We start from the raw sequence: 21,874 nt of genomic DNA, 5'->3' as shown, positions 1-21,874 counted from the left end.
GATTGGTAGGTCGATCCGGCGTTGCTCGTCTGCCCGTCCGTGACGCCCGGGGGATTACCCGGGCGCGCGTTAGTACCCTGTGGCATGCGTCAGCTCCATCTGACGTGGCCCCCGGTCGGCGTTTCCTAGGCCCCGACCGGGGGCCGACTTATAGGCGCAACATCGCGTTGCTTGCCCGACTGTATGGGACTCCCATACAGTCGGGCAAGCGGCCATGGCAGATGGGAACCGGATGGCCGAAGAAACGGCAGGCGGCGGGGAGGTGGCACAGCGCGTGTTCGACGCCCTGGAAGCCCTAAGGGCCATTGAGGACGAGACGGTCAGGGCCCGGGAGATCAGCGTGTTCCTGCGACAGTACGGACCCAAGGTCAAGGAACTCAGCGACCTACGGCGGGACTTCGTCCTCGACGAGCGAGCACGACAGGTCTCCGTGCGGAAGCTCGCAGCGAAGATCGGCGTCTCTCCCTCCACCGTCCAGGACATCGAGCGCGGCTACTCCGGGTCGGGCAAGACCCGCCCGCGCAAGGAGAAGGGTGAGGATGCAGACGACGGAGGAAGCATCAGCGGCTGAGCGGACCGCGGTGTATCGGCTGTACGACGAGGACGAGCGACTGCTGTACGTGGGGGTGGCGAGCGACCCGCGCGTGCGCTTCAAGCAGCACGGTCGGGACAAGTCGTGGCGGCCACGGGTCACCGCGCGCGTGGACTAGGCCGGCGGGCTCGTGGTTGATCGCACGGGAAAGCCCCCAGCGGGACTGCTGGGGGCTTTTGCGTGGACGCGCATGATCAGCCTACGGTCCGATCCTCAGCGCGTCGAGATCATCAGAGGCTGGCGTACCGTTCCACCTTCGCCACCCTGCATGTGATCTTGCCGTCTGCTTGTTCCAGGCCGTAGGCCTTGTCGATCGCCTTGTGACCGTGGGCCAGGTTGCTCACGGCGGCCGTGCCCTCGCCGACCTGCGTGCCGGTCGAGTCGATGAACGCGACCGACACGACGTAGTTCGAGGTGTCGGCGGAGTGGTTCACGAGCGTCAGCGTGGCCACGGGGTACTTGCCGAACTCGTCCACCTCGCAGCGGGTCAGCTTCACGTCGCCTTCGGGCGTGTGCGCCTGGCCGGTGGTCGTGGACTTCGCATCGGCCTGCGTGCTGGCGGTCGCGGGGGCCGCGGCCTTCGGCAGTCCGGACGGGTCCGTGCCGCACGCGGTGGCCGCCAGGAGGACGACGCCGAAGGCGACGGGAATGAGGGCGTTGCGCATGGTGATTGGCTCCTGAATACCGGCTGGTCAGAGGTCGAGGGCGGGTCGGTCGTCGTCCGGCTGTGTCTCGCGCTCGATCATGGCGAGTGCTTCGGCGATCGCGGCGCCGAGGAGATGTCGGGGGACGGTCGCCCGGTACTCAATGCGGACGCCCTTGCGCGGTGCGGATTCTCCGTCGGCGCGCGGGCGGGCGGGGAGGTTGGGGCTGTCGGTCACCGTGCGCCCTCCGTGGCCGTCTCGTTCCCCGCGGGGGCGTCGGGGTCGTCGACCACGCTGACCGTGACCCGGCGGACTAGGCGGACGCCGCTGTCGGGGTGCTGCTTGCGGCGCCGGCGGTACGCCTCGACGGCGCGGTCCCGTTCGGTGATGTCCCGCACGAGAGTGCCGTAGCGGCCGTTGACCCGGGCCTCGACCTGCCACCGTCGGGCCGGTGGGGCCGCCTCCGGCCCGCTGATGCCGAGGCGTTCGACGAGGGCGCGGAGCCGGTCAAGCTCGTCGTACAGGGCGTCGAGCTTGGGGCTGGTGAGGTCGTCGAGGCGGATTCGAGCGGTCATCGGAATCCCTTCAGGGCCGGGCCGTACGGACTGGCCCAGGCCGGCCGGTCGGTGCGGACCCGGGCGCGCGTTTCGGCCGCGAATCGTGTGACGTGGCGGGTGGTCTCGGCGATCCTCTCGGCGAGGGCGGCGAGCTGATCACGGAAGTGCCGCCACCAGGCTGCGAGGCGGTGGAGGGCGGTGCCGACGGCGCGGGCCTGCTCAGGAGTCAGGAGGGTGATGCGCACGAGTTGCTCCTACGGGTCGGGCCCGGCCGCCGGGTGGCGGCCAGGCCAGTGGCTATTCGGCGTCGACGGCGTACCGTCCGGTCTGGGGCACGTACGTGAGGCCGAAGCGGATCGGCAGGTTCTTCTGGTCGGCGCCGGTGCGCTCCAGGAACGGTGACCCGCAGCAGCCGCAGCCCTCGATCAAGATGCCGTGCTTCGCGGTGAGGGCGGCCAGATCCTCGAGGAACTCTTCAATCCCCGACATCACAGCTCCCCGTACGAGACGAGGAACCAGCGCGGGCGCTCCTGGACCGGGGTGAGGCCGAGCGCTTCCAGGGCGCGCGCGAGCCGCGCGTCCCACTTCTCCGTGGGCGGCTTCCACAGCAGGTCTTGCGGGTCGATGTACTCGACGTCCCCGCGGTGCACGGTCGTCGCGTGTGCGGCGAGCGCGTACGCGGGCACCGAGTGCGAGCAGTACGTCTCCAGCGTCACGCCGATCCGCTTCTGGGCCTCGCGGCGCCGCTCCCAGTAACCGGTCTCGCGGGCGCCGCGTGTCCACGTCTCGGTGAACTCGCCGACCGTGGCCAGCAACTGCTTCTCGACTGCCGTGCCGATGTCGTCCCCGTCCTCGTCGTCGGTGGGCTCGTGCCAGGACGTCGGCAGCAGGTAGCCGTACTCGTCGACTTCCTGCACCTTCCATCCCTCGTCGGCGCCGCCGAGGTCGTAGCCGTAGACGAGGATTGCGTCCGTCGCCGCTCCCATGTCAGCTGTCTCCGTTCGTGTTGGCGCTGCGGGCCTGCGTGGAGGCGAGGCAGAACGCGCCGGTGGCGAGGGCGCGGGCGTAGCGGCGGTGCGTGTTCACAGGCGTATCTCGATCTCGTGCGGTGGGACACCGGCAGCAAGCTGACGGTGGAGGAGCTGGAGGCGGGCGATGGCGATGTCGTCGCGGATGCTGAGGGCGTGGCGGGCCGGGCCGGGCAGCGCGTCCCAGCAGTCCCAGCACAGGTACTGGCCGGCCCTGCGCGAGGCCTCACAGGCGGGGTTGGGGCAGTTCAGCGCGGTCATGTGCTTGTTATCCCTGTACGTGCGGAGTCGGCGGAGCGCGGCCCTCCCCGCAGCGGCGCCCACGAGGGGCACCGCTGCGGCGAGGGTGGTGAGCGGGGCCAGGACGCCGACCAGCCGCCCGCCGGTCACTTCTTCGACCAGCCGCTGAGTGCGTTCTGGACGGTGTTGACGAGCCAGACCAGGGCGACCTGTTCGGCGGCCTGCGCCGACCAGCCGCGCCGCTTGAGGTCGGCGCGGACACCGTCGGCGTGGTCGAAAACCGGTGCCATCAGCTCGGCGAAGACCAGCAGACTGTTGCTGAGTTCGTTCCGCCTGTGGTCGATCTCCTCGGGGGTCAGTCCCTTCGGCTCTTCCTTGGTGCTGGGCTCGTCGGACAGGTGGCTGGCCACATAGCCGAGCAGGCGGTCAAGTCCGTTGGGGCGATCGGTCATCGGGGGTCCTTCCGGGGTCGCTCGGGGTGGCAGTCCCAGATCCGGGCCGCGTTGTTCCAGGTGCGGATGCGGCACCAGGTGACGGGGTGGGCGCACTCGAAGGCGAAGTACTCGATGCGCCGCCATACGCGGGCGTGCTGCCGTCGCTTGAAGTGGCGGCGGACACGCAGCGGGATCAGCCGCACGTCAGCCCCGCGCCGAGTGCCGGGCGGCCTTCTTCGGCCAGTGCGGTTCAGGTTCGACGGACGAGTCCATGGGGTCGCCGCAGTCAGCGCACTTCCGGGACTTCACCCACCTGCCCTGGGCGTTGCGGTACTCGCTGGTGACCTCCCAGGCGATGTGCGTGCACTCGGTCTCGGGGCCGATGTTGTCGAGGAAGGCGACCACCTCGCGCTGCCCGTCGGGGCACATCTCCGCGAACCGCATGCCGGGCCAGCATTTACGGCACTTCGTGGCGTGCGAGACCGCGGCGTCGTACGCGACCTTGACGGCTTCGAGGAGCGGCATCGACCGACGCGGGGCCGGCGTGGGCTTCGGCTCGTCGGGTTGCGGCTCTTCTCCGTGGATCCAGGCGGCGAGCGCGTCGGCGTACACCGTGTGCGCAGCCTCGGCCTGCTTGGCGAGTTCGCGGGCGATGATGCGGAGTTCGGCCAGGTGCGGGGCGTGCTCGATGACGGCCTGGTAGACCGGCGTGGGGAGTACCTCAGCCAACCGGACCGGGGTCCGCTTATCGCCGTAGGGCGGGTTGAGGCACAGCTTCAGGAAGTCGCGGAGCGCCTCGGGGTTCTCGTGCTGCTTCTGCACTGGGGTTCTCCTTCGTAGGGTGGGTGGCAGGCCGCCCGCTGCTACCGACAGCGGGCGGCCGACTCGCACGGTCAAGAGGCGGGCTTGTCGTGGCATTCGTCGCCGCAGCCCTCGCATGCGGTCGCTGGCTCGGGGCAGCGGCACCGCTCGGCAGCGAGCTGCTGCTCCAGGTCCTCCAGCCGCTTCGTGAGGCCGTCGATCCGGGTCAGCAGCTGGCCGTTCCGCTCGCGCAGCAATCGGGCCAGCTCCGTGGTCTTCTCCCAGGAGCGGTGTGAGACCTGTGCGGCTTCGTTGGCGATCCGCACGTAGGCGTGAACCCGCTCGTTCTCGCGCTCCAGGTGGAAGATCAGCCCCTCACGCTCGTGAGGCTGCCGACGCTTGGCCCGCCGCTTCGCCGACGCGAGAGCGACACGAAGCCGCTCCTGGTCGGCGAGGCGGATGCCCGCGTCGTACACGGCCTCGTCCTGGCACATGTCGACGAGGTGCCGCGCGGAAACCGAGGTCATCACCTGGTGGTCGGCGAGGTACTGCACGATCGTCTCGGCGGCGCCGTCCGCCAGCCGTACGCGGCTCTCCTGCCGGGCCGCAGCCAGGCAGGCGGCCACGATCAGCTCGGCCGAGGCGTCACTGGGGAAGTCGACGACGGCACCTCCCGGCTCGGTCAGGCTGGAGTCGCCGCCCTCACTGGTCACGCCCCAGACGGCGCCGTTGCGGCGCAGAAGCCCGAGCGGGTTCTCCTCGTCGCCGGTCCAGCCGTGTTGCTCAAGCTCCTCGACAACATCGAGGCGCGGGTTCCATGACATTCGGGTTCTCCTTCGTGGGTCAGGTGCCGACGCGGCGGAGGCTGGCGGCCTCGGTGTGCTCGGCGTACAGGCAGTCGGGGCAGCGGGCGGCCGGGTCGCGGTCACGGAAGTCGCGTCCACACCCGCAGGTCCGAGTGGGTGCCATGGGGTCCTGTTTGGACTGCTGGAGGGGCGCTGTGGCGTCCTCGTGCGGCGCGTCGAGGGTGGAGGGGACCGGCATCAGCAGGGGGCCCTGCACGGGCTTGCTGCGCCCCTCCCGAGGCCTGCGACGGGTCGGGGTCTCCCGGTGGGCGGAGCAGCGCTTCGCTCCGGAGCGAACCAGTGGATGCCTGCACACCTCGCACCGGCCGAACGGCTGGTCGTCCTGGGCTTCGTCCTGGTTCGGGGATTCATCGCTCTGCGCCGACGAGCCCCCAACCACCTGAGGTTGAGGAACTACATCAGCCACCTCATGGGGAACCCCATGGGAACTACCTGGGTTGTTCGGGCCTCCGTGGCCCGAACCGGTCGGTCCACTGTGGACCGAACCCATACGTGCCTCTGCGGACCGAACCGATACCTCGTCCGTAGCCCCAAGTTCGTGCCGCTGCGGCCCGAACTGGTTCGTGCCGCTGTGGCCCGAACCAGCGTCATCGGAGTTCGTGCCTCTATGGCCCGAACTTCCCTCGGAGTCGTCGTCCTGGTTGCGTCGGCGAGCGGTGGCCTTCAGGTAGTCCTCTGCGGCCTTCCAGTCCGGCCACGGGATATCGCTGGAGATGGCGTAACGCGTGGGCTTGCCCCGACGCCGCTCGCCGTCGACCAGCACCACGCCCGCACGTATGCCTGCGTCCAGGTACCGGCGCGCATCGTGCTCGCGGCATCCGGCGGCCTTCGCCAGGTCCTGAATCCGGATCGGCTTGCCGTCCGCGAAGCGAAGCTCACCCGAGGGTGCTGCCATGGCGCGCAAGGCGTACAGCATCGTCAGGAAGCCGCCCTTGAGGCCGCGTGGCATGTGCCGCGTCCACTTCCAGGCCAGCGCGTTGCCGAAGGAGTTCGGCACGGCGCCTTGCTTGCGGTCGTCCTGCTCGTCCACTGGCTATCTCTCTGGTCGTGCTGGTCAGGAGAGGCGTGCGGTGTTCGGCCCGCAGACGTCGCCGGCGTCATCTCGGGCCCCCTTTCCGGGCCCAGGACGGGACGAGCCGGACGGGCGCCCGGTGACGGCCACTGGCGGCCCACTGGAGGGCCCAGACGACCGCGCGATGGGTCATGGAGGCCAGGACCGGCGGGTGCCCGAGGAGGCCCGCTGAGCCGGTCAGGACGACGAAGACGTACAGGCCGACGAAGATCACCGGCCACCCCCGGGGACCCGCTGGGCGGGCGTCCTGTCGGCGCGTCCATCTCGGTCGCGGCGGCGGTCGTCGAGACGGATGACGCCGAGGCAGCGGGTCATCTGATCGCCGATCTGCTGCCCCTCGCACGTGGCCACGTGGGGCTTGTGCAGCTTCTCGTAGGGGGCGAGGGGCAGTTCCTCCGTCGGCCGGCGCGAGAGCCACGTGCCCCGCCCGTCCCGGGAGACGGCCGTGTTGCCGTCCGCGTGCGGCTCGGCGTCGACGGCGAGCCGCTTCCTGCCCTCGGTGAGGGTCCACCGGATTGCAGTACCGCAGACCCCGCAATACGAGGGGCTGGGCATCAGGCCACCGCCTTCCGGGGCCGCCCGTGCTGGTCGCGCAGCTCGACACCGGCCGTCAGGAGACGCGTCCGTATGAACCCGTACCCGTACCCGGTCCGGGCCCGGATCGCGCGCAGGCTCAGGCCACGCCGGTACAGACCCGCGAGGTACTCGGCGACCGGATCGGCCTCGACGGGCTGACCGCCGCTCGGGCGGAGCTGCACCCCTGCGAGGAGGAGCTGACGGCGCACGTACCGGTACGAGTAGCCGGTCACCTCCACGACCGCGTTCAGGCCCAGCCCGTCGCCGTACAGCCGCGCGAAGTCCTGCGCGGCGGGGTCGGGCTCGGTCGGTGCGGCCTGGCGGCGCGGCTCGACGCCGGCCGCGATGAGCCGGAGCCGGGTGTACTCGAACGACCGGCCGGTGCGGGCAGCAACGGCGCGGATGCTCAGTCCCTCCTCGTAGAGGGCAGCAACGTCCACGGACACGGACGAACCTTTCTGCGCTGGTGGATCAGGCCGGGGCCGCCCATGTGGGGCCCCAGCCAGGGGAGGAGTCAGGCCCAGAGGACGAAGGCCACGGCCAGCCCGAGGACGGGCGCCCACGGGCCGACGACCGGTATGAACGCGGTCCCGGCCCAGGCCACGACGCCGCACGACAGGCCGACCATGAACCGCCGGAACGTCACCGCAGGGCCCCGGCCGCGCGGCCGGTCCCCGGGACCTGGACGACGTCCGCCGGCCCGGTGACGACCGGGGTCTTGTGCTTACCGAAAGGCATGGGTCCGCTCCTTATGCGTGCTGTGCTTGCGAGTTGGCCGGGGCCCGCCTGGGGGGGCGGGCCCCGGTACGGGCCGCGGTGTGGGGCACCGGGCTCGGCCCGTTGTGGGGGATGGATGAGAGGCGACGGTCAGTCGTCGTCGCAGTCGAACCAGTCATCGTCGTGGTGGCCGTGGACGGTGCTGCCGTGGCTCGCCCCCTGGTGACGGCTGGTACCGCTAGGGCTGGTCGACTTGCCAGAGCTGCTGCCGCGGTTGCTGCTGCGGGAGCCGCTACTGCGTGAGCCACCGCCCTTCCCGGTGTGCACGGCAGTCAGCTCGATACCGAGCCCGCGCGCGTCGCAGTCGTCGTCCCCTCGCCAGTCGCAACCGGCCACGACCAGGGCTGCGAGTAGCCCGATGACCGCGCCGACCTTGATTGCCTTGTTCATCGATCCGCTCCTGATGTGCTGCGCGCGTCCTACGCGCGGTCGTCTTCTGTGAGTTGGGCCCGCTCGGCGTACACCTGCACGGCGTGCGCCTGCTTTCGGGCCCGATACGTCTCCGCACAGGCTTTGTGGGACGGGCGGCCGCCCTCGTCGCGGAGGCAGGTCGGCCCCTTGCAGAACCGGCACGGCCTGGGCCGCTGCGCCCAGTGGCGCTTCGTGTCGGACCAGTCCAGGACCCCGCTCGCGGGAAGGAAGTCATCCGGCGCCGGCGGCTTCGCTCGAGACATCGCCACCTCCCCGTCTCTGCGCGTCCCGGAGGCGGCGCCTCTGCTGTCGCCGCCGGATCGCCCGTCGCTCGTCCTTGTCCAAGCCGCCCCAGACGCCGTTCGGCTCTGCTCGTTCGAGAGCCGCTGCGAGGCACGTCTCGATCACCGGGCACCGAGCACAGACCGCTTTCGCTTCCCTGGTGACGAGCAGCACCAGGCCCTTCGGGAAGTCCTCGGGGAAGAAGATCGAGCGGTCTTCCAACTCGCGGCAGGCGGCCTGGTCGGACCAGTGCGGAGCACGCGAGAGGGTGTCGGGCGCGTGGCGGCTTGGACGAGGCATCAGCTCTCGATCTCCCCGCCCGGGTAGGCCACCCGCTGGAACACGATCGTGTCCTCGTCACCGGCGGGCACCGCTACTTCAGCGGGCTGCTTAGGCTGGTCGTGACGCGGCCGCCGGTGCTTGCCCGTCGGCCGCAGCCCGAGCCACGCCCACACGGCCAGGCCCGGGGCGAGGAGCAGCAGCCACCACCAGCTGAGGTTCTCGGCGATCCAGATCAGGACGTCCAGGACCGTGGTCATCCCTCGGCCTCCCGCCAGGTCATGACGGTCTTCTCCGTGACGCCGAGCAGCTTCGCGACGCTGCGTGCCGACGCCTTGGAGTGCTTCGCCGCGTACCGCAGCTCGTCGGGCTCCAGCTCCGTGTGCGGCAACGTCCCCGTGAGGACCCGCTGAACGGCCACCACGTCGACGCCCCGGTCCCAGGTGGCGAACTCCTTCAGGCTGTTCACGCCGCCTCACCGGCCTTCGCTGCCTCGCGCATCACTCGGTCCTGCTGGTGTGCGCCGTCGACGCAGCCCGGGATCTTGCACGACCGGGTCACGTTCCCTTCCGGCTCCCGCTGGTGGTGCAGCCGGAACGCCACCCGATACGCGGTCTGGATCGACGTCCGGTACCGGACCACGGGCGTCCCGCACTTCTCCCGCGTGCCGGTCCACCGCCGGTGACCGCCCTCCACGGCCTCGGACTGCTCGGTGAACGCCTCCTTCCACGAGCCGTACGCCGGACGCCGGCCACGCACGTACGAGGGCAACCCGACCCGCTTACGCACCTCGTCGACCCGCCGGTCACCGATACCGAGCTTCAGGGCCACAGCCCGGTTGGAGACGTCCTCCTTGGCGAGCAACGCGTGAAGTATCTGCTCGTCACTGACCTCGACGACCGTGTCCGTCATCGCTTCACCTCCGGCCACTGGGCCTTCTCGACAGCGGCGCGGTGCGCCTTGGGCATGTCGGTGATCGGGGCGAGCAGCCAGTCACGGCCAGCCGCCATGAGCGTCACGGCGTCGGCGGCGTTGTCGTTGCCGCCGGTCTGCCACTGCGGCCACCGGCGGGCGACGGCGTCCACGACGGCCGTCTTCGGCCCCGACCCCTTGCCGGTCGCGTACAAGATCCGCTGGTTGGGGGACAGGAGGCCGATGGGGATCTCGGCGTCCGTGAGCCGCTCGAAGATCCGCCACCACAGCCAGCCGCGCTCGTGCGCGCCGCCTCCGGAACGGGACAGGGCGGCGGCCTCGATGACGGCGAGGTCCGGTCGGCCGATCGCTTCCGTGACCGCATCCAGGACGCGCCGCATGTGGGCGAGCCGTACGCGGTGCGGGAGCTTGGTGATCGGGTTCTTCTTGTCCTCGTAGCCGATCACCTGGCACCACCCCATCGAGGAGGCAAGGCCGGTAGCCGACAGCGACAGGTCCACCCCGACAACGCTCGGGCCGGGAGGGATCTCGGCCTCTGGCTCGGGATCCGACGCGAACAGGTGGATGCTCTTCATCCTTCGCCGCCGTCCTTGTCCTGGCCGCCGTCGAGCCACTCGGCGGGGATGGGCGGGGCGAGCTGGAGTTCGGGCCACTCCAGCCGCTCGCCGTTCGTGTCGTCGTTGCCGGGCGGGTCGTCGAGGTCGAGCCGTGCGGTGAAGTGCTCGCCGGCGAGGTCGGCGGCCTCCTTGCCGGACGCGGCGACGAACGGGGCCGCGCCGGTAAGGAACGCCCGCCGCGGTGACCAGCCGAGGACCTTCACCCACACGTGCGCGGTGTCCTCGTCGCAGCAGTCGAGACGACCGCCGTCCTCGACGGCGATGACCGTGACGACGGTCGGAAGCCACTTGTGCGTCATCACGCACCCCTCAGCCACAGCGGGCGCACCGCGACGTAGTCCTCGGTGATCTGCTCGGGCATCTGGATCCGCGTGAGCACCAGGTCGTCCGGGTCCGTGACGCCGAGGTTGACCTTCGTGTCCAGGTAGCAGCCCGGCAGGTCGGGCAGCTCCAGGCCCACGGCCTGCGCGAGGAAGTCAGCGAGCACGGTGACTTCGCGCTCCATGTGCCAGCCGAGGACGACGACCTGCGCCGTCCGCGTCTTGACGTCGACCGAGTTCACGTAGACCGCGCTGGTGTAGCGGGGTTCGTCGAGCGCCAGCAGGTACCGGCGGCCCAGCAGCGTGATCCGCCACAGTTCCTCGTTGCCGTCTGCGTACCGGCGGGCGCGCAGCCCGCGCAGTTCCTCGGTGGGGTCCTCGAACGACTCGCCGCCGGCCAGGGCCCGCAGCACGTGCTCCGCCGCCTTCGACAGCGGCTGCTCGGTCGCGTGCTTCACCACGCGGGTCTGCGCGACGCGCCACGCGTGCGTTCCGCGCGTCGTGTCCGCCGAGCACGGGCACGCGGAGACGACGGCGACCGTCGCCGAGTCCCTCACGTGGCCGTGGCACTGCATCACGCTGTTCCGGCCCTTCTCGCACAAGCGGGCCGAGCAGCAGGGGCAGTTGAGGCAAGGAGCCTGGGCCGGGCGCAGATACTCGGGGCCGAACGTCTCGTGGATCTCGATGGTCATGAGTCCTGTCCTGGGGTCTCGTGTCCGCAGCGGAAGCACTGCCGGGAGCCGTCCGCGCGCATCGCGTGCGGGGTCCGGCGCTTCTCGCGCGGGCAGTCGTCGAAGTCGGCTATGTCGGCGCGGCCTGCAAACAGGGCGGGCAGCGCCAAGACGGAGGGGGCCTGGTCGGGGGCCGTGGTGGGGGCGGCGGGGGCCGGGCCCGCGAACAGTGCGCGGGTCCGGCTCCAACAGGCGGCGAGCACGCCTACCGCCTCTTGTTCCTGTCGCGGTTGCGGCGCCTCGGCTTCGCCCGGCCCCGCGTCTTGACCGCCAAGCGGGGCGCCGGGGCGTCCTGCGACGCCTCGGCCGCCCGCGCGGCCTGCCGCGCATCCGCTTCCAGCACGGCCGTCTCCGGGTCGATCGCCGCGAGGATCTGCGGCTTGCCGTCTTCGGCGGCCTGCTCGACCGCGACCAGGGCCCGCAGCTCAGCCGACTTCGGCACGAGCTTCGCCATGCGCCGGATCGCGCTCTTGAGGTGCATGTCCGGGAACCGCGTGTGCCACAGCGAGTCCTTCTTGCCGCTCGACTCCGCCCGCTGATAGGCGCTGCTGAACTCGTCGCGGATCTCCTCCGCTTCCTCCCGGGTGACGACGGCGACCGCCGACCGGGCGCCGCCCTCCAGCCACGCGAACGCGTACGCGAACAGCGGCTCCCCGCGGTCCTTCTTCGACGCCAGCAGGTTCGGCTTGTGCAGGAAGTCCTCGCCGACCCGGGCCGTGGGCACGTAGTCCCAGTCGTCACCGTCGTAGACCAGGCCGGCCACGACCGACTTCACCAGACCCGATCGGTACATCAGCTCGATGTAGCCGTGGTACGTGGCGAGGAAGGTCGCGATCCGGTCGTCGGCGGTGATGACCGCCTGGTGGCCGTCCGGGATCAGCCCGAACCTCGCGGCCGTGATGACGCTCTGCAGCACGCTCGCCGGGGTGCACTTCCGCAGCTTCGGCAGGACCGGCCGGAGCGCCGCGAGGAACAGGTCCACGCTGACGTGCTTCGGCAACGCGGCCTCGATGTCCGCCCGGAACTGCTCGATGTCGGGGCCGTGCCCGGCGGGCGTCTCCTCGACGTCGTCCGCCCGGCCGTGCCGGATGTCCGCGGTGCTGGCGACGGTCGCCGCCCGCTGCTGGACGCGTTCCTTCAGGGTGGTCAGGGCCATCACAGCTCCTTCGCAGGCACGCGGAGGACCCTCGCGCGACACGCCTCGTACTCGGCGGGGTACTTCTCCTTGATCAGGTCCATGTCGAGGACCTCGACCGTCTTCCGGCACCCGGCGACGATGGCCGGGTAGTCCTTCTCGAACTCCTTCGCCGAGAACGTCCCGTTGGGGACGTACGACCAGGCCTTCTTGCCCTCGACCTCCGCGACACCTGCCGCGCCGCACGCAAGGCGCATCTCGTTCTCAACCGTGGTCTTCTGCTCGTCCAGGTCCTTGATCTGGGCGGCCAGCGCCGCGCGCCGCTTCCGCAGCTTCTCCGCCTTCATGCGGGGCACCTCGACGACGTCCTTCGGCTTGACGTGCCACAGGCGGCCGAGGAGGTCCTTCGTCGCCTCAAGCCCGTCAGCGGGCGGCGGGAAGCCCTCGATCACGTGCCGCTGGAACCACTTCCCGCAGACGTCGATGAGGGTCTCGATCAGCTCGTCATCCCGCTCGATGCGGTGGAACTTGAGCGTGTTCCCGCCGACGAGGGCGACGGCCCAGCCGTACGGCCAGCCGCCAACGGCGATGTTCCAGTGGACTTGCAGCGCGGGCCCGTCGGGCACGCCGTCTTCCCAGTCGCCCAGCTGATACGCCGAACGGTTCTTCAGCTCGACCGGGGCGACGACCGCTCCGGTGGCCGGGTCGAGCGCGTACCGGTCCACGTTCGAGCGCATCCACGGCCGTTCGATGTTCGCGAGCGTTCCCGGCGTCGGCACGGCCGGGATGCCGGTCCGCTTCGTGAACAAGTGGGCGATGAAGTCCTCGATCTCAAGACCGACTTCGGCGTACTCGCTCAGCTCGGCGTCCATCGGGACGGGCCGCCCGTGCTTCTCCTCGTACACGTGCCGGGAGCCCTGGTATTTGTTGAGGCCAAGGATCTTCGCGACTTCGGAGCCGCCGATGCCGGTCCGACGGACCTCTTCCCACCGGGCCCGGTACTCGAGGTCGTTCAGGTCGCCGGCGGGCAGCAGGAGCCGCGCGGTGGGCGCCCCGTACGCGAGGTCATCCGAAGTGGCCTCGGCCGGTGTCCACGGTTGGGTAGCCTGTTGAGACAACGTTCCTTCTCCTTCGAGGGTTCGTTCGGGGAATTGAGGCCGTCGAGCTGTGCAAGAGCTCGGCGGCCTCGCCTGTTCGGTGGTCTTCACGACGCCTTGCGCTGCGCGACCGCGGGCGGCTCGTCGTCGAGCCGGGTCACGCCACTCGCCGGTTGCAGGTCCGAGACCGAACAGCCGAGGACGGTGGCCATCGCGCGCAGCCGGTCCGGGTTCGCATTGCGTCGGCCGGCCTCGATGTCGCACATCAGCTGGGTCGAGAATCCGCACTTCTCTGCCAGGTCTTTCTGTGCCAGCCCGGCGTTCTCACGGGCGCGTGTCACCGCCTCTGGCGAGTGATGAAGTGGCGCGCCTTTGCGGCGTCGCATGCGGGTGTTTTTCATGTTCGTAGTCTATGCGTAGTGACGCGTAGCGTGAACAGTACGTGCGTAGTTTGCAGCTAGTGTGACCTCAGTCACACAGGAGGCCGATGGGATTCCGCCAGTACGCGCAGCCGTGTAGCGCAGTACTGCGTAGTTATGCGAACCTTCGCTATATGGATGCGCAGACACCAGCACCGCCCCCTGAGGCCGTGCTCATCAAGGAGGCCCTCCGCCGAGTCCGGCTATCAGGGCGCGAAGCGGCGAAAAGGGCCGGAATGAGCGAGACCCGATGGCGGCAGATCGTCAACGGCTACCAGGACGTCGGAGGCGTGCGCATCGCGGTAAGCGCACCCGACGAGACGCTCACCCGCATGGCGCAAGTCGTCGGCCTCACCTCGGACCAGCTCCGCCACGCCGACCGCGCCACCGCCGCCGAACTCCTCGACGAACTCGCCGGGCCGCCGACGCCTGCGAGCACGCCGGGAGCACCCGCGAGCAATGCCCAGGTCGAGGCGATCACCGCACTCCTGGCCACCCTCACCCCCGAGGCGCGAGAGCAGGTACTCAGCCGATTCGAACGCCAGGCAGCCGACGGAGCTACCCAGACGAACACGCCGGGGGAGGTCGGGCACCGCAGAGCCGTATAACAGTAAGTGACCACGTGTCACATTACGGTTACGAACATAGCTCGCTGTAGAAACCGCTTACACCCACGGTTGATCATTACCCCTCACGCAACACAATCGTTACGTAAGGGGGCGTACATGGTTGAAGTGGTATTGGCTGGCGTGCTCGGTGCAGCAGTTCTGGCGATCGTCCTGCTCTACAAGAACGGCCAGAGCCAGACAGCTCGCCTGACCAAGCTCGAAGCCGAGCTCGTCGCCGAAAGAATCGCCCGCATCACCCAGCAACCGGTTCCGCTTCCCGTGCTGACGGAGGACGAGGATCCCGAGCCCGTGCGCCGGAAGCGGCACCTGGCGCTCTACATAGGCGGCGGCGTGGCTGCCTTCATCTCATCCCTCGGCCCACGCCTCCACGCCCTCGTTCGCGGACGCCGAGCTGCTGCCGTCACCGTCGCCGCGAGTTCCGTACTCGTCGCCACCACCGCCTTCGGCCACTACGCGAACACTGGCAGTGACGCGGCGCCAGGCTCCCCCGGACACGCCCCGGTTGCGACCAACCCCGCCTTCAGTGACGGCGACGACCAGGCCCCAGTGCCGGGTGCGACCGACGAGGCCGGCGCGGACAAGAACGGCACGACGCAGAGGGAAGGCGCCACCGGTTCCGGCGCCGCTCCCGAACTCCTCGGCCAGTCCGGCATCACCGGCGACGAACACACCGGTGCAAGCCGGCCGGAGGCCGGCAGCCAGGGAGGGCACAACGACCAGGAGCGCCCCGGAAACGACGCCTCGGGCACGCCTACGCCCACCGCACCGGCCGAGACCCAGCCGCCAGTGGAGAGACCGACTCCTCCGTCGACCGCCGAGCCGGAACCCAGCCAGCCGCCGGCCACGGAGCCGCCCGCCGACGACAAGCCCGGCGACGACGGCCTATGTATAGGGGTCCCTCCGATCGTCGAACTCTGCCTTCCCGGCAAAGCGCAGTAGCCGCAGGACCGTTCATCCATGGAGGCGCGCGAGGGGGCCCGAATCCGGCCCCCTCAGCGCGTTCGGCCGTCAGGGTGGGTGGTTTTCACTTCGGGCGAGCATCGGGCGAGCAGACGAACATCGGCTACGAAAAAGAGCCCCCGGAGAACCGGGGGCTCTAGCGTTTTGGCTGGCCAGAAGGTTTCTGCCCTGGCACCGCATGGTGGGGCGGGTGGGACTCGAACCCACGGCCGACGGATTATGAGTCCGCTGCTCTAACCGGCTGAGCTACCGCCCCATAGCGGCGTGTCGCGTACATGTGTGCGCGCCGTCTGCCGCAGCATAGCCGCTCATACGATCTCACGCTTCGGCTGGTGGACCTTGCACGACCATGAGGACTGCGCCCCTGGCCTGCACGGTTCCCGTCGGCGTGCGACCGACATGAAAAAGGACCCCCATGGGGTCCTCGTTCACGATGCTCCCCCGACTGGACTCGAACCAGTAACCTGCCGGTTAACAGCCGGCTGCTCTGCCAATTGAGCTACGGAGGACCGAGCTCCCCCGACTGGACTCGAACCAGTAACCTGCCGGTTAACAGCCGGCTGCTCTGCCAATTGAGCTACGGAGGAATGCCTCGTTGCATCGAACGTACCTACCTGGGTATTCGCCAGGGGGCGCTCGCTCGCTGCGACACATACATTAGCGCAAGCTGGGGGGTGCTCCGCCAATCGGTTCCCCCGGCGCCGGCGCCGATGCCGTGCCAGGGACCTACATGAGGGAAGGTGGCCGTCATGCGCTACAAGCTCACGTTCGTCGTCGGGCTGGCTCTGGGTTACGTACTGGGCACGCGTGCCGGGCGCGAGCGCTACGAGCAGCTGAAGAAGTCGGCGCAGCAGGTCGCCCAGAACCCCGCGGTGCGCAACACCGCCGAGACCGCCGCCCACCAGGGCCGCCAGTACGCGGGCAAGGCGTACCACGTGGTCAGCGAGAAGGTCGGCGACCACATGCCCGAGTCGGTCGCGGGACGGGTCCGCGCCCTGAAGGAGCGCAGCGCCCACAACGGCGGGGGCGACGACTGGGGCACCAGCGACACGTAACCGCATCTCTGCGCGCGGGCGCGACCAGCCAGAACGCACCCGCCCCGCAAGAACTCACCCAGTCGTACGGTCTCCACGGCGAAACCCAAGCGGAGTGTGCGGCAGAATTTTCGTTATGGGGATAGTCGCCGGGTTGGACAGTTCGCCCGATTTCACTCGTATCGTCGTCTGCGACGCGGACAGCGGAGCCGTGCTCCGGCAGGGATATGCGCCGCATCCGATGGAAGGCGCCGAGAGCGGTGGGCGGCCCTCCGATGTCGATCCGCAGGCCTGGCTGCTGTCCCTGGGCGAGGCCGCGGGCGGTGGGCTGCTCGAAGGGGTACAGGCCATCGGGGTGTCCTCGCAGCAGAACGCCGTCGTGCCGTTGGACTCGCAGGGCAACACCGTGCGTCCGGCGATGGTGGGCGGTGACAAGCGGGCGCAGGTCGCGGCGGCCGATCTGGTCGACGCGCTGGGCGGGCGCGAGGCCTGGGCGCAGGCGGTGGGGTGTGTGCCGCAGGCGGCCCAGCCGGTGACCAAGCTGCGCTGGCTGGCGAAGAACGAGCCGGACGCCGCCGCGCGGACCGCCGTGCTGCTCCAGGCGCACGACTGGCTGGTGTGGCAGCTGCTGGGGCGGCCGGTCAGGAGGACCACCGATCGGGGTGGGGCCTCCGGTACCGGGTACTGGTCGGCGGCCACCGGCGGTTACCGGCCCGATCTCGTGGAGCTGGCGCTCGGTCACCAGGCCATGCTGCCCGAGGTGATCGGACCGTCCGACGCGGCCGGTACGACGCCGGAGGGGCTGTTGATCTCCGCGGGGACCGGCGAGACCATGGCCGCGGCCCTGGGGCTCGGGATCGGGCTCGGCGACGCGGTCGTGTCGCTGGGCGCCTCCGGGTCCGTGATGGCCGTGCACCCCGAGGCGCTCATCGACCAGAGCGGGATGATCACCTCCCTGGCGGACGCGACCGGCATGCACCTGCCCGTCGTCACCACCCTGAACGCCGTACGGACCCTGCGGGGCGCCGCCGAGCTGGTCGGGGCGGCCGATCTGCAGGCGCTGTCGGACCTGGCGATGAAGTCGACGCCGGGGTCGCACGGGCTGGTCATGCTGCCCTATCTGGAGGGTGAGCGGACGCCGAACCTGCCGCACACCGCCGGGACGCTGGCGGGGCTGCGGCGCGAGTCCATGAAGCCCGAGCACTTCGCGCGGGCCGCCTTCGAGGGCATGCTGTGCGGGCTCGCCGACGCGCTCGACGTGCTGCGCGGCCGGGGCGTGGACGTGCGGCGGATCTTCCTGCTCGGGGCGGCGGCCGAGCTGCCGGCCGTGCAGGCGGCGGCGCCCGCGCTGTTCGGGGCGCAGGTCGTCGTACCGCAGCCGGCGGACTATGCGGCGATCGGGGCGGCCCGGCAGGCGGCGTGGGCGCTCGGGGTGTCGCAGGGCACTCTCGATCCGCGGAACCCGCCGGCCTGGCAGGGGGCGGCGGCGCAGGTCCTGGACCCGGGTGAGGAGCTGGCCGTGGGGCAGGCGGTGCGGCAGCAGTTCGTGTCGGTGCGGGAACAGACGCATCCCGGGGCGTTTCGCCCGTAGCGGCCTCCTGGGGCTCTCCACGGAAGGCCTTAAAAACACTGCTGTCGGCTTAATGGGTTGAGGTAACGCGGGTGGAGTGTCCGACGATAGGGGCCAGGGGCAACCGAATGCCCAAGCCCCGCCCGTCGACTCCGAGAGACGTAGCGTGCTCATACGACTGCTGAGGACGTACCTCAGGCCTTATCGAAAACCCATCACCCTGCTGGTGCTGCTGCAGTTCCTGCAGACCTGCGCCACCCTCTACCTGCCCACGCTCAACGCCCACATCATCGACCAGGGCGTCGTCAAGGGGGACACGGGATACATCCTGTCCTTCGGCGGCGTGATGATCGGCATCTCGCTGGCGCAGGTCGTGTGCAACATCGGCGCCGTGTACTACGGCGCGAGGACCGCCTCGGCGCTCGGCCGGGACCTGCGCGCCGGCGTCTTCGACCGGGTGCAGTCCTTCTCCGCCCGGGAGCTCGGCCACTTCGGCGCGCCCACGCTGATCACCCGGACCACGAACGACGTCCAGCAGATCCAGATGCTGGCCCTGATGACGTTCACGCTGATGGCCTCGGCGCCCATCATGTGCGTGGGCGGCATCGTGCTGGCGCTCGGCCTGGACGTGCCGCTGTCCGGGGTGCTCGTCGCCGTGGTTCCGGTGCTGGGCATCTGCGTGACGCTGATCGTGCTGCGGCTGCGGCCGCTGTTCCGGTCCATGCAGGTGAAGGTGGACACCGTGAACCGGGTGCTGCGCGAGCAGATCACCGGCAACCGGGTGATCCGCGCCTTCGTGCGCGACGAGTACGAGGAGGGCCGGTTCCGGAAGGCGAACACCGACCTGACGGACATCTCGCTGAAGACCGGCAACCTGCTCGCACTGATGTTCCCGGTGGTCATGACCACGGTGAACCTGTCGTCGATCGCGGTGGTCTGGTTCGGCGCCCACCGGATCGACAGCGGCGGGATGCAGATCGGTGATCTGACCGCGTTCCTCGCCTATCTCATGCAGATCGTCATGTCCGTGATGATGGCCACCTTCATGTTCATGATGGTGCCGCGGGCGGAGGTGTGCGCCGAGCGCATCCAGGAGGTGCTGGACACCTCGTCGTCCGTGGTGCCGCCGGTGGCGCCCGTCACCGAGCTGCGCCGGCACGGGCATCTGGAGATCCGGGGCGCGGGTTTCCGCTATCCGGGCGCCGAGGAGCCCGTCCTCAAGGCCGTCGAGCTGGTGGCGCGTCCCGGGGAGACGACCGCCGTGATCGGCTCGACCGGCAGCGGCAAGTCCACGCTGCTCGGGCTGGTGCCCCGGCTGTTCGACGCCACCGAGGGCGAGGTGCTCGTCGACGGGGTGCCCGTCGCGGACGTCGACCCGGTGCTGCTGGCCAAGACCGTCGGGCTGGTGCCGCAGAAGCCGTACCTGTTCGCGGGCACGGTCGCCACCAACCTGCGCTACGGCAATCCGGACGCCACGGACGAGGAGCTGTGGCACGCGCTGGAGGTGGCGCAGGCCAAGGACTTCGTCAGCAAGCTGGAGAACGGCCTGGACTCCCCCATCGCGCAGGGCGGGACGAACGTCTCCGGCGGTCAGCGCCAGCGGCTCGCGATCGCCCGTACGCTCGTGCAGCGGCCGGAGATCTACCTCTTCGACGACTCCTTCTCCGCCCTCGACTACGCCACCGACGCGGCGCTGCGGGCGGCGCTCGGACGGGAGACGGCCGAGGCGACCGTCGTGATCGTCGCCCAGCGGGTGGCGACCATCCGCGACGCCGACCGGATCATCGTCCTCGACGAGGGCCGGGTGGTCGGCACGGGCACGCACAGCGAGCTCATGGCGGACAACGAGACCTACCGGGAGATCGTGCTCTCCCAGCTCACGGAAGCGGAGGCTGCCTGATGGCCGGGCCCATGGGGCGCATGATGGCCGGCACCGGTCCCGAGAACCGCTCGCTGGACTTCAAGGTGTCGGGCAGGCGGCTGCTCACCCAGTTCAAGCCGGAACGGCTCACCCTCTACGCGATGCTGGCCTGCGTGACGCTGAGCGTCGGCCTCAGCGTGGTCGGGCCGAAGATCCTCGGCAAGGCCACCGACCTGGTCTTCGCGGGCATCATCGGACGGGAGATGCCGGCCGGGACGAGCAAGGAGCAGGTCCTCGACTCGATGCGGGGGCGCGGCGAGGGCAGCGTCGCCGACATGCTCAGGAGCACCGACTTCACGCCCGGCAAGGGCATCGACTTCGACGCGGTCGGCGAGGTCCTGCTGTTCGCGCTCGGTGTGTTCCTCGTCGCCGGTCTGCTGATGGCGGTGGGGACGCGCCTGGTCAACCGGGCCGTGAACCGCACGATGTTCCGGATGCGCGAGGACGTGCAGACGAAGCTGTCGCGGCTGCCGCTGTCGTACTTCGACAAGCGCCAGCGCGGTGAGGTGCTGTCCCGTGCCACGAACGACATCGACAACATCGGGCAGACGCTCCAGCAGTCGATGGGCCAGCTCGTCAACTCGCTGCTGACGATCATCGGTGTGCTGGTGATGATGTTCTGGGTGTCGTGGCTGCTCGCGCTGGTCGCGCTGGTGACCGTGCCGCTGTCGTTCGTCGTCGCCACGCGGGTGGGCAAGCGGTCACAGCCGCACTTCGTGCAGCAGTGGCGCACCACCGGCAAGCTCAACGCGCACATCGAGGAGATGTACACGGGTCACACGCTGGTGAAGGTGTTCGGCCGCCAGGAGGAGTCGGCCGAGCAGTTCGCCGAGCAGAACGAGGCGTTGTACGAGGCCGGGTTCAAGGCGCAGTTCAACAGCGGGGTCATGCAGCCGCTGATGATGTTCGTGTCGAACCTCAACTATGTGCTGGTGGCGGTGGTGGGCGGGCTGCGCGTCGCGTCCGGCTCGCTCTCCATCGGTGATGTGCAGGCGTTCATCCAGTACTCGCGCCAGTTCTCGATGCCGCTGACGCAGGTCGCGTCGATGGCGAACCTGGTGCAGTCGGGCGTCGCCTCGGCCGAACGGATCTTCGAACTCCTGGACGCGGAGGAGCAGGAGGCGGATCCGGTGGCGGCCGAGCGGCCGAAGGAGCTGCGCGGGCGGGTGGCACTGGAGGGCGTGTCCTTCCGGTACGACCCGCAGAAGCCGCTGATCGAGGACCTGTCGCTGGCGGTGGAGCCCGGCCACACGGTCGCCATCGTCGGCCCGACGGGCGCCGGCAAGACGACGCTGGTGAACCTCCTCATGCGGTTCTACGACGTCTCCGGCGGACGCATCACCCTCGACGGCGTCGACATCGCGCGGATGTCCCGCGACGAACTGCGCGCCGGGATCGGCATGGTGCTCCAGGACACCTGGCTGTTCGGCGGCACCATCGCGGAGAACATCGCGTACGGCTCGGCGCGCGAGGTCACCCGCGGCGAGATCGAGGAGGCGGCGCGGGCCGCGCACGCCGACCGGTTCGTGCGCACCCTCCCCGACGGCTACGACACCGTGATCGACGACGAGGGCAGCGGGGTCAGCGCCGGTGAGAAGCAGCTGATCACGATCGCGCGGGCGTTCCTGTCCGACCCGGTGATCCTGGTGCTCGACGAGGCCACCAGCTCCGTCGACACCCGCACCGAGGTGCTGATCCAGAAGGCGATGGCGAAGCTGGCGCACGGGCGTACGTCGTTCGTCATCGCGCACCGGCTGTCGACCATCCGGGACGCCGACACGATCCTGGTGATGGAGAACGGCTCGATCGTCGAACAGGGCGCGCACGCCGAGCTCCTCGCGGCCGACGGGGCGTACGCGCGGCTATACCAGGCGCAGTTCGCGCAGGCGGTGGCCGAGGTCGACTGACGCTCTCCTCGCCCGGAGGCTTCTCGGGGGCCGCTCGCATCG

36 protein-coding genes and 3 tRNA genes are annotated in these 21,874 nt (G+C 69.9%); 8 read left to right on the top strand and 31 right to left on the bottom strand.

From position 1 onward, the window contains the following. Window positions 1–214 precede the first annotated feature (214 nt). Together ACZ5SK_RS37015 and ACZ5SK_RS37010 are read left to right on the top strand one after the other, a co-directional pair. Window positions 215–571, top strand: a complete 357-nt coding sequence (locus ACZ5SK_RS37015; RefSeq protein WP_468577069.1) for a helix-turn-helix domain-containing protein — start codon at window positions 215–217, stop codon at window positions 569–571. Continuing rightward, entirely contained in the window at window positions 540–710 is a 171-nt protein-coding gene (locus ACZ5SK_RS37010; RefSeq protein ID WP_334580126.1) for a GIY-YIG nuclease family protein, read from the top strand. The genes ACZ5SK_RS37015 and ACZ5SK_RS37010 overlap by 32 nt, the downstream gene beginning before the upstream one ends. Window positions 711–822: 112 nt before the next feature. Here ACZ5SK_RS37010 and ACZ5SK_RS37005 read toward each other — a convergent pair whose 3' ends face one another. From ACZ5SK_RS37005 to ACZ5SK_RS36870, 28 genes are all read right to left on the bottom strand, one after another. Next, entirely contained in the window at window positions 823–1,257 is a 435-nt protein-coding gene (locus tag ACZ5SK_RS37005) for an FxLYD domain-containing protein (RefSeq protein ID WP_334580125.1), read from the bottom strand. 27 nt (window positions 1,258–1,284) lie between these two features. Continuing rightward, on the bottom strand, window positions 1,285–1,473 hold the full coding sequence (locus ACZ5SK_RS37000; protein ID WP_334580124.1) for a hypothetical protein: 189 nt from the start codon (window positions 1,471–1,473) through the stop codon (window positions 1,285–1,287). Next, window positions 1,470–1,811, bottom strand: coding sequence for a hypothetical protein (locus tag ACZ5SK_RS36995; RefSeq protein WP_334580123.1), 342 nt, complete (start codon window positions 1,809–1,811; stop codon window positions 1,470–1,472). The genes ACZ5SK_RS37000 and ACZ5SK_RS36995 overlap by 4 nt, the downstream gene beginning before the upstream one ends. Then, the gene (locus ACZ5SK_RS36990; RefSeq protein WP_334580122.1) at window positions 1,808–2,038 is read right to left on the bottom strand and encodes a hypothetical protein; all 231 of its coding nucleotides are present in this window, start codon (window positions 2,036–2,038) and stop codon (window positions 1,808–1,810) included. Before ACZ5SK_RS36990 ends, ACZ5SK_RS36995 begins: the two co-directional genes overlap by 4 nt. A gap of 52 nt (window positions 2,039–2,090) precedes the next feature. Then, window positions 2,091–2,282, bottom strand: a complete 192-nt coding sequence (locus tag ACZ5SK_RS36985; protein ID WP_334580121.1) for a hypothetical protein — start codon at window positions 2,280–2,282, stop codon at window positions 2,091–2,093. Continuing rightward, the gene (locus ACZ5SK_RS36980; protein WP_334580120.1) at window positions 2,282–2,779 is read right to left on the bottom strand and encodes a hypothetical protein; all 498 of its coding nucleotides are present in this window, start codon (window positions 2,777–2,779) and stop codon (window positions 2,282–2,284) included. The genes ACZ5SK_RS36985 and ACZ5SK_RS36980 overlap by 1 nt, the downstream gene beginning before the upstream one ends. Before the next feature lie 96 nt (window positions 2,780–2,875). Continuing rightward, a complete protein-coding gene (locus ACZ5SK_RS36975; RefSeq protein ID WP_334580119.1) occupies window positions 2,876–3,211 on the bottom strand; it encodes a hypothetical protein in 336 nt (111 codons plus the stop codon). Continuing rightward, window positions 3,208–3,513 carry a hypothetical protein gene (locus ACZ5SK_RS36970; RefSeq protein WP_334580118.1) on the bottom strand — a complete coding sequence of 102 codons (306 nt, stop codon included), beginning with the start codon at window positions 3,511–3,513 and terminating at the stop codon, window positions 3,208–3,210. Before ACZ5SK_RS36970 ends, ACZ5SK_RS36975 begins: the two co-directional genes overlap by 4 nt. Continuing rightward, a complete protein-coding gene (locus tag ACZ5SK_RS36965; protein ID WP_334580117.1) occupies window positions 3,510–3,698 on the bottom strand; it encodes a hypothetical protein in 189 nt (62 codons plus the stop codon). Before ACZ5SK_RS36965 ends, ACZ5SK_RS36970 begins: the two co-directional genes overlap by 4 nt. Window position 3,699: 1 nt before the next feature. Beyond that, the gene (locus ACZ5SK_RS36960) at window positions 3,700–4,317 is read right to left on the bottom strand and encodes a hypothetical protein (protein WP_334580116.1); all 618 of its coding nucleotides are present in this window, start codon (window positions 4,315–4,317) and stop codon (window positions 3,700–3,702) included. A gap of 71 nt (window positions 4,318–4,388) precedes the next feature. Beyond that, a complete protein-coding gene (locus tag ACZ5SK_RS36955; protein WP_334580115.1) occupies window positions 4,389–5,120 on the bottom strand; it encodes a hypothetical protein in 732 nt (243 codons plus the stop codon). A 19-nt stretch (window positions 5,121–5,139) separates the two neighbouring features. Continuing rightward, window positions 5,140–6,192: a hypothetical protein gene (locus ACZ5SK_RS36950; protein ID WP_334580114.1), complete on the bottom strand. Its 1,053-nt coding sequence runs from the start codon at window positions 6,190–6,192 to the stop codon at window positions 5,140–5,142. Between the two features lie 252 nt (window positions 6,193–6,444). Next, window positions 6,445–6,789, bottom strand: a complete 345-nt coding sequence (locus ACZ5SK_RS36945) for a hypothetical protein (RefSeq protein ID WP_334580113.1) — start codon at window positions 6,787–6,789, stop codon at window positions 6,445–6,447. Continuing rightward, window positions 6,789–7,256: a helix-turn-helix domain-containing protein gene (locus tag ACZ5SK_RS36940; RefSeq protein WP_334580112.1), complete on the bottom strand. Its 468-nt coding sequence runs from the start codon at window positions 7,254–7,256 to the stop codon at window positions 6,789–6,791. Before ACZ5SK_RS36940 ends, ACZ5SK_RS36945 begins: the two co-directional genes overlap by 1 nt. Window positions 7,257–7,324: 68 nt before the next feature. Beyond that, entirely contained in the window at window positions 7,325–7,456 is a 132-nt protein-coding gene (locus tag ACZ5SK_RS36935) for a hypothetical protein (RefSeq protein WP_334580111.1), read from the bottom strand. A 221-nt stretch (window positions 7,457–7,677) separates the two neighbouring features. Next, entirely contained in the window at window positions 7,678–7,977 is a 300-nt protein-coding gene (locus tag ACZ5SK_RS36930) for a hypothetical protein (protein WP_334580110.1), read from the bottom strand. Between the two features lie 29 nt (window positions 7,978–8,006). After that, entirely contained in the window at window positions 8,007–8,261 is a 255-nt protein-coding gene (locus ACZ5SK_RS36925; RefSeq protein WP_468577085.1) for a hypothetical protein, read from the bottom strand. After that, entirely contained in the window at window positions 8,230–8,580 is a 351-nt protein-coding gene (locus ACZ5SK_RS36920; RefSeq protein ID WP_334580109.1) for a WhiB family transcriptional regulator, read from the bottom strand. The genes ACZ5SK_RS36925 and ACZ5SK_RS36920 overlap by 32 nt, the downstream gene beginning before the upstream one ends. Continuing rightward, complete coding sequence (locus tag ACZ5SK_RS36915; RefSeq protein ID WP_334580108.1) at window positions 8,580–8,819, bottom strand: hypothetical protein; 240 nt, start codon at window positions 8,817–8,819, stop codon at window positions 8,580–8,582. Before ACZ5SK_RS36915 ends, ACZ5SK_RS36920 begins: the two co-directional genes overlap by 1 nt. Continuing rightward, a complete protein-coding gene (locus ACZ5SK_RS36910) occupies window positions 8,816–9,028 on the bottom strand; it encodes a hypothetical protein (protein ID WP_334580107.1) in 213 nt (70 codons plus the stop codon). The genes ACZ5SK_RS36915 and ACZ5SK_RS36910 overlap by 4 nt, the downstream gene beginning before the upstream one ends. After that, complete coding sequence (locus tag ACZ5SK_RS36905; RefSeq protein ID WP_334580106.1) at window positions 9,025–9,471, bottom strand: hypothetical protein; 447 nt, start codon at window positions 9,469–9,471, stop codon at window positions 9,025–9,027. Before ACZ5SK_RS36905 ends, ACZ5SK_RS36910 begins: the two co-directional genes overlap by 4 nt. Continuing rightward, on the bottom strand, window positions 9,468–10,067 hold the full coding sequence (locus ACZ5SK_RS36900; RefSeq protein WP_334580105.1) for a hypothetical protein: 600 nt from the start codon (window positions 10,065–10,067) through the stop codon (window positions 9,468–9,470). The genes ACZ5SK_RS36905 and ACZ5SK_RS36900 overlap by 4 nt, the downstream gene beginning before the upstream one ends. After that, entirely contained in the window at window positions 10,064–10,408 is a 345-nt protein-coding gene (locus ACZ5SK_RS36895; protein WP_334580104.1) for a hypothetical protein, read from the bottom strand. The genes ACZ5SK_RS36900 and ACZ5SK_RS36895 overlap by 4 nt, the downstream gene beginning before the upstream one ends. Beyond that, window positions 10,408–11,121 carry a hypothetical protein gene (locus tag ACZ5SK_RS36890; RefSeq protein ID WP_334580103.1) on the bottom strand — a complete coding sequence of 238 codons (714 nt, stop codon included), beginning with the start codon at window positions 11,119–11,121 and terminating at the stop codon, window positions 10,408–10,410. The genes ACZ5SK_RS36895 and ACZ5SK_RS36890 overlap by 1 nt, the downstream gene beginning before the upstream one ends. After that, the gene (locus tag ACZ5SK_RS36885) at window positions 11,118–11,363 is read right to left on the bottom strand and encodes a hypothetical protein (RefSeq protein ID WP_334580102.1); all 246 of its coding nucleotides are present in this window, start codon (window positions 11,361–11,363) and stop codon (window positions 11,118–11,120) included. Before ACZ5SK_RS36885 ends, ACZ5SK_RS36890 begins: the two co-directional genes overlap by 4 nt. A gap of 2 nt (window positions 11,364–11,365) precedes the next feature. Further along, the gene (locus ACZ5SK_RS36880) at window positions 11,366–12,316 is read right to left on the bottom strand and encodes a recombinase RecT (protein ID WP_334580101.1); all 951 of its coding nucleotides are present in this window, start codon (window positions 12,314–12,316) and stop codon (window positions 11,366–11,368) included. Then, window positions 12,316–13,413, bottom strand: coding sequence for a YqaJ viral recombinase family nuclease (locus ACZ5SK_RS36875; RefSeq protein ID WP_334580100.1), 1,098 nt, complete (start codon window positions 13,411–13,413; stop codon window positions 12,316–12,318). The genes ACZ5SK_RS36880 and ACZ5SK_RS36875 overlap by 1 nt, the downstream gene beginning before the upstream one ends. An 86-nt stretch (window positions 13,414–13,499) precedes the next feature. Further along, window positions 13,500–13,793, bottom strand: a complete 294-nt coding sequence (locus tag ACZ5SK_RS36870) for a helix-turn-helix domain-containing protein (protein ID WP_334580099.1) — start codon at window positions 13,791–13,793, stop codon at window positions 13,500–13,502. A gap of 254 nt (window positions 13,794–14,047) precedes the next feature. Here ACZ5SK_RS36870 and ACZ5SK_RS36865 point away from each other — a divergent pair, with 254 nt between their 5' ends. Both ACZ5SK_RS36865 and ACZ5SK_RS36860 read left to right on the top strand, forming a co-directional pair. Continuing rightward, window positions 14,048–14,419, top strand: a complete 372-nt coding sequence (locus ACZ5SK_RS36865) for a hypothetical protein (protein WP_334580098.1) — start codon at window positions 14,048–14,050, stop codon at window positions 14,417–14,419. A gap of 117 nt (window positions 14,420–14,536) precedes the next feature. Beyond that, window positions 14,537–15,379 carry a hypothetical protein gene (locus ACZ5SK_RS36860; protein WP_334580097.1) on the top strand — a complete coding sequence of 281 codons (843 nt, stop codon included), beginning with the start codon at window positions 14,537–14,539 and terminating at the stop codon, window positions 15,377–15,379. A gap of 200 nt (window positions 15,380–15,579) precedes the next feature. Here ACZ5SK_RS36860 and ACZ5SK_RS36855 read toward each other — a convergent pair. The 3 genes from ACZ5SK_RS36855 to ACZ5SK_RS36845 form a co-directional block, all read right to left on the bottom strand. Next, window positions 15,580–15,656 (bottom strand) — tRNA-Ile (locus ACZ5SK_RS36855). Window positions 15,657–15,836: 180 nt separating this feature from the next. Beyond that, window positions 15,837–15,909 (bottom strand) — tRNA-Asn (locus tag ACZ5SK_RS36850). A 5-nt stretch (window positions 15,910–15,914) separates the two neighbouring features. Continuing rightward, window positions 15,915–15,987: transfer RNA gene (locus ACZ5SK_RS36845), tRNA-Asn, on the bottom strand. A gap of 162 nt (window positions 15,988–16,149) precedes the next feature. On the opposite strand from ACZ5SK_RS36845, the gene ACZ5SK_RS36840 reads away from it, so the two are divergent. The 4 genes from ACZ5SK_RS36840 (at window position 16,150) to ACZ5SK_RS36825 (ending at window position 21,832) form a co-directional block, all read left to right on the top strand. Next, window positions 16,150–16,455: a YtxH domain-containing protein gene (locus ACZ5SK_RS36840; RefSeq protein ID WP_334580028.1), complete on the top strand. Its 306-nt coding sequence runs from the start codon at window positions 16,150–16,152 to the stop codon at window positions 16,453–16,455. 115 nt (window positions 16,456–16,570) lie between these two features. Continuing rightward, window positions 16,571–18,025, top strand: a complete 1,455-nt coding sequence (locus tag ACZ5SK_RS36835) for a xylulokinase (RefSeq protein WP_334580027.1) — start codon at window positions 16,571–16,573, stop codon at window positions 18,023–18,025. A 145-nt stretch (window positions 18,026–18,170) separates the two neighbouring features. Further along, a complete protein-coding gene (locus ACZ5SK_RS36830) occupies window positions 18,171–19,904 on the top strand; it encodes an ABC transporter ATP-binding protein (RefSeq protein ID WP_334580026.1) in 1,734 nt (577 codons plus the stop codon). After that, window positions 19,904–21,832, top strand: a complete 1,929-nt coding sequence (locus tag ACZ5SK_RS36825) for an ABC transporter ATP-binding protein (RefSeq protein WP_334580025.1) — start codon at window positions 19,904–19,906, stop codon at window positions 21,830–21,832. The genes ACZ5SK_RS36830 and ACZ5SK_RS36825 overlap by 1 nt, the downstream gene beginning before the upstream one ends. The last annotated feature ends 42 nt before the right edge of the window (window positions 21,833–21,874 follow it).

The organism is Streptomyces sp. NPDC031474 (assembly GCF_055581185.1).
This window is presented reverse-complemented; position numbering and strand designations above follow the sequence as displayed.

Coding starts and splice junctions, on each gene's coding strand:
- ACZ5SK_RS37005 (WP_334580125.1), bottom strand. CDS start 1,257: ATGCGCAACGCCCTCATTCCCGTCGCCTTCGGCGTCGTCCTCCTGGCG.
- ACZ5SK_RS36955 (WP_334580115.1), bottom strand. CDS start 5,120: ATGTCATGGAACCCGCGCCTCGATGTTGTCGAGGAGCTTGAGCAACAC.
- ACZ5SK_RS36840 (WP_334580028.1), top strand. CDS start 16,150: ATGCGCTACAAGCTCACGTTCGTCGTCGGGCTGGCTCTGGGTTACGTA.
- ACZ5SK_RS36835 (WP_334580027.1), top strand. CDS start 16,571: ATGGGGATAGTCGCCGGGTTGGACAGTTCGCCCGATTTCACTCGTATC.
- ACZ5SK_RS37015 (WP_468577069.1), top strand. CDS start 215: ATGGCAGATGGGAACCGGATGGCCGAAGAAACGGCAGGCGGCGGGGAG.
- ACZ5SK_RS36970 (WP_334580118.1), bottom strand. CDS start 3,513: ATGACCGATCGCCCCAACGGACTTGACCGCCTGCTCGGCTATGTGGCC.
- ACZ5SK_RS36860 (WP_334580097.1), top strand. CDS start 14,537: ATGGTTGAAGTGGTATTGGCTGGCGTGCTCGGTGCAGCAGTTCTGGCG.
- ACZ5SK_RS36925 (WP_468577085.1), bottom strand. CDS start 8,261: ATGTCTCGAGCGAAGCCGCCGGCGCCGGATGACTTCCTTCCCGCGAGC.
- ACZ5SK_RS37010 (WP_334580126.1), top strand. CDS start 540: ATGCAGACGACGGAGGAAGCATCAGCGGCTGAGCGGACCGCGGTGTAT.
- ACZ5SK_RS36905 (WP_334580106.1), bottom strand. CDS start 9,471: ATGACGGACACGGTCGTCGAGGTCAGTGACGAGCAGATACTTCACGCG.
- ACZ5SK_RS36930 (WP_334580110.1), bottom strand. CDS start 7,977: ATGAACAAGGCAATCAAGGTCGGCGCGGTCATCGGGCTACTCGCAGCC.
- ACZ5SK_RS36945 (WP_334580113.1), bottom strand. CDS start 6,789: ATGCCCAGCCCCTCGTATTGCGGGGTCTGCGGTACTGCAATCCGGTGG.
- ACZ5SK_RS36995 (WP_334580123.1), bottom strand. CDS start 1,811: ATGACCGCTCGAATCCGCCTCGACGACCTCACCAGCCCCAAGCTCGAC.
- ACZ5SK_RS36985 (WP_334580121.1), bottom strand. CDS start 2,282: ATGTCGGGGATTGAAGAGTTCCTCGAGGATCTGGCCGCCCTCACCGCG.
- ACZ5SK_RS36880 (WP_334580101.1), bottom strand. CDS start 12,316: ATGGCCCTGACCACCCTGAAGGAACGCGTCCAGCAGCGGGCGGCGACC.
- ACZ5SK_RS36900 (WP_334580105.1), bottom strand. CDS start 10,067: ATGAAGAGCATCCACCTGTTCGCGTCGGATCCCGAGCCAGAGGCCGAG.
- ACZ5SK_RS36865 (WP_334580098.1), top strand. CDS start 14,048: ATGAGCGAGACCCGATGGCGGCAGATCGTCAACGGCTACCAGGACGTC.
- ACZ5SK_RS36825 (WP_334580025.1), top strand. CDS start 19,904: ATGGCCGGGCCCATGGGGCGCATGATGGCCGGCACCGGTCCCGAGAAC.
- ACZ5SK_RS36915 (WP_334580108.1), bottom strand. CDS start 8,819: ATGACCACGGTCCTGGACGTCCTGATCTGGATCGCCGAGAACCTCAGC.
- ACZ5SK_RS36920 (WP_334580109.1), bottom strand. CDS start 8,580: ATGCCTCGTCCAAGCCGCCACGCGCCCGACACCCTCTCGCGTGCTCCG.
- ACZ5SK_RS36890 (WP_334580103.1), bottom strand. CDS start 11,121: ATGACCATCGAGATCCACGAGACGTTCGGCCCCGAGTATCTGCGCCCG.
- ACZ5SK_RS36895 (WP_334580104.1), bottom strand. CDS start 10,408: ATGACGCACAAGTGGCTTCCGACCGTCGTCACGGTCATCGCCGTCGAG.
- ACZ5SK_RS36980 (WP_334580120.1), bottom strand. CDS start 2,779: ATGGGAGCGGCGACGGACGCAATCCTCGTCTACGGCTACGACCTCGGC.
- ACZ5SK_RS36870 (WP_334580099.1), bottom strand. CDS start 13,793: ATGAAAAACACCCGCATGCGACGCCGCAAAGGCGCGCCACTTCATCAC.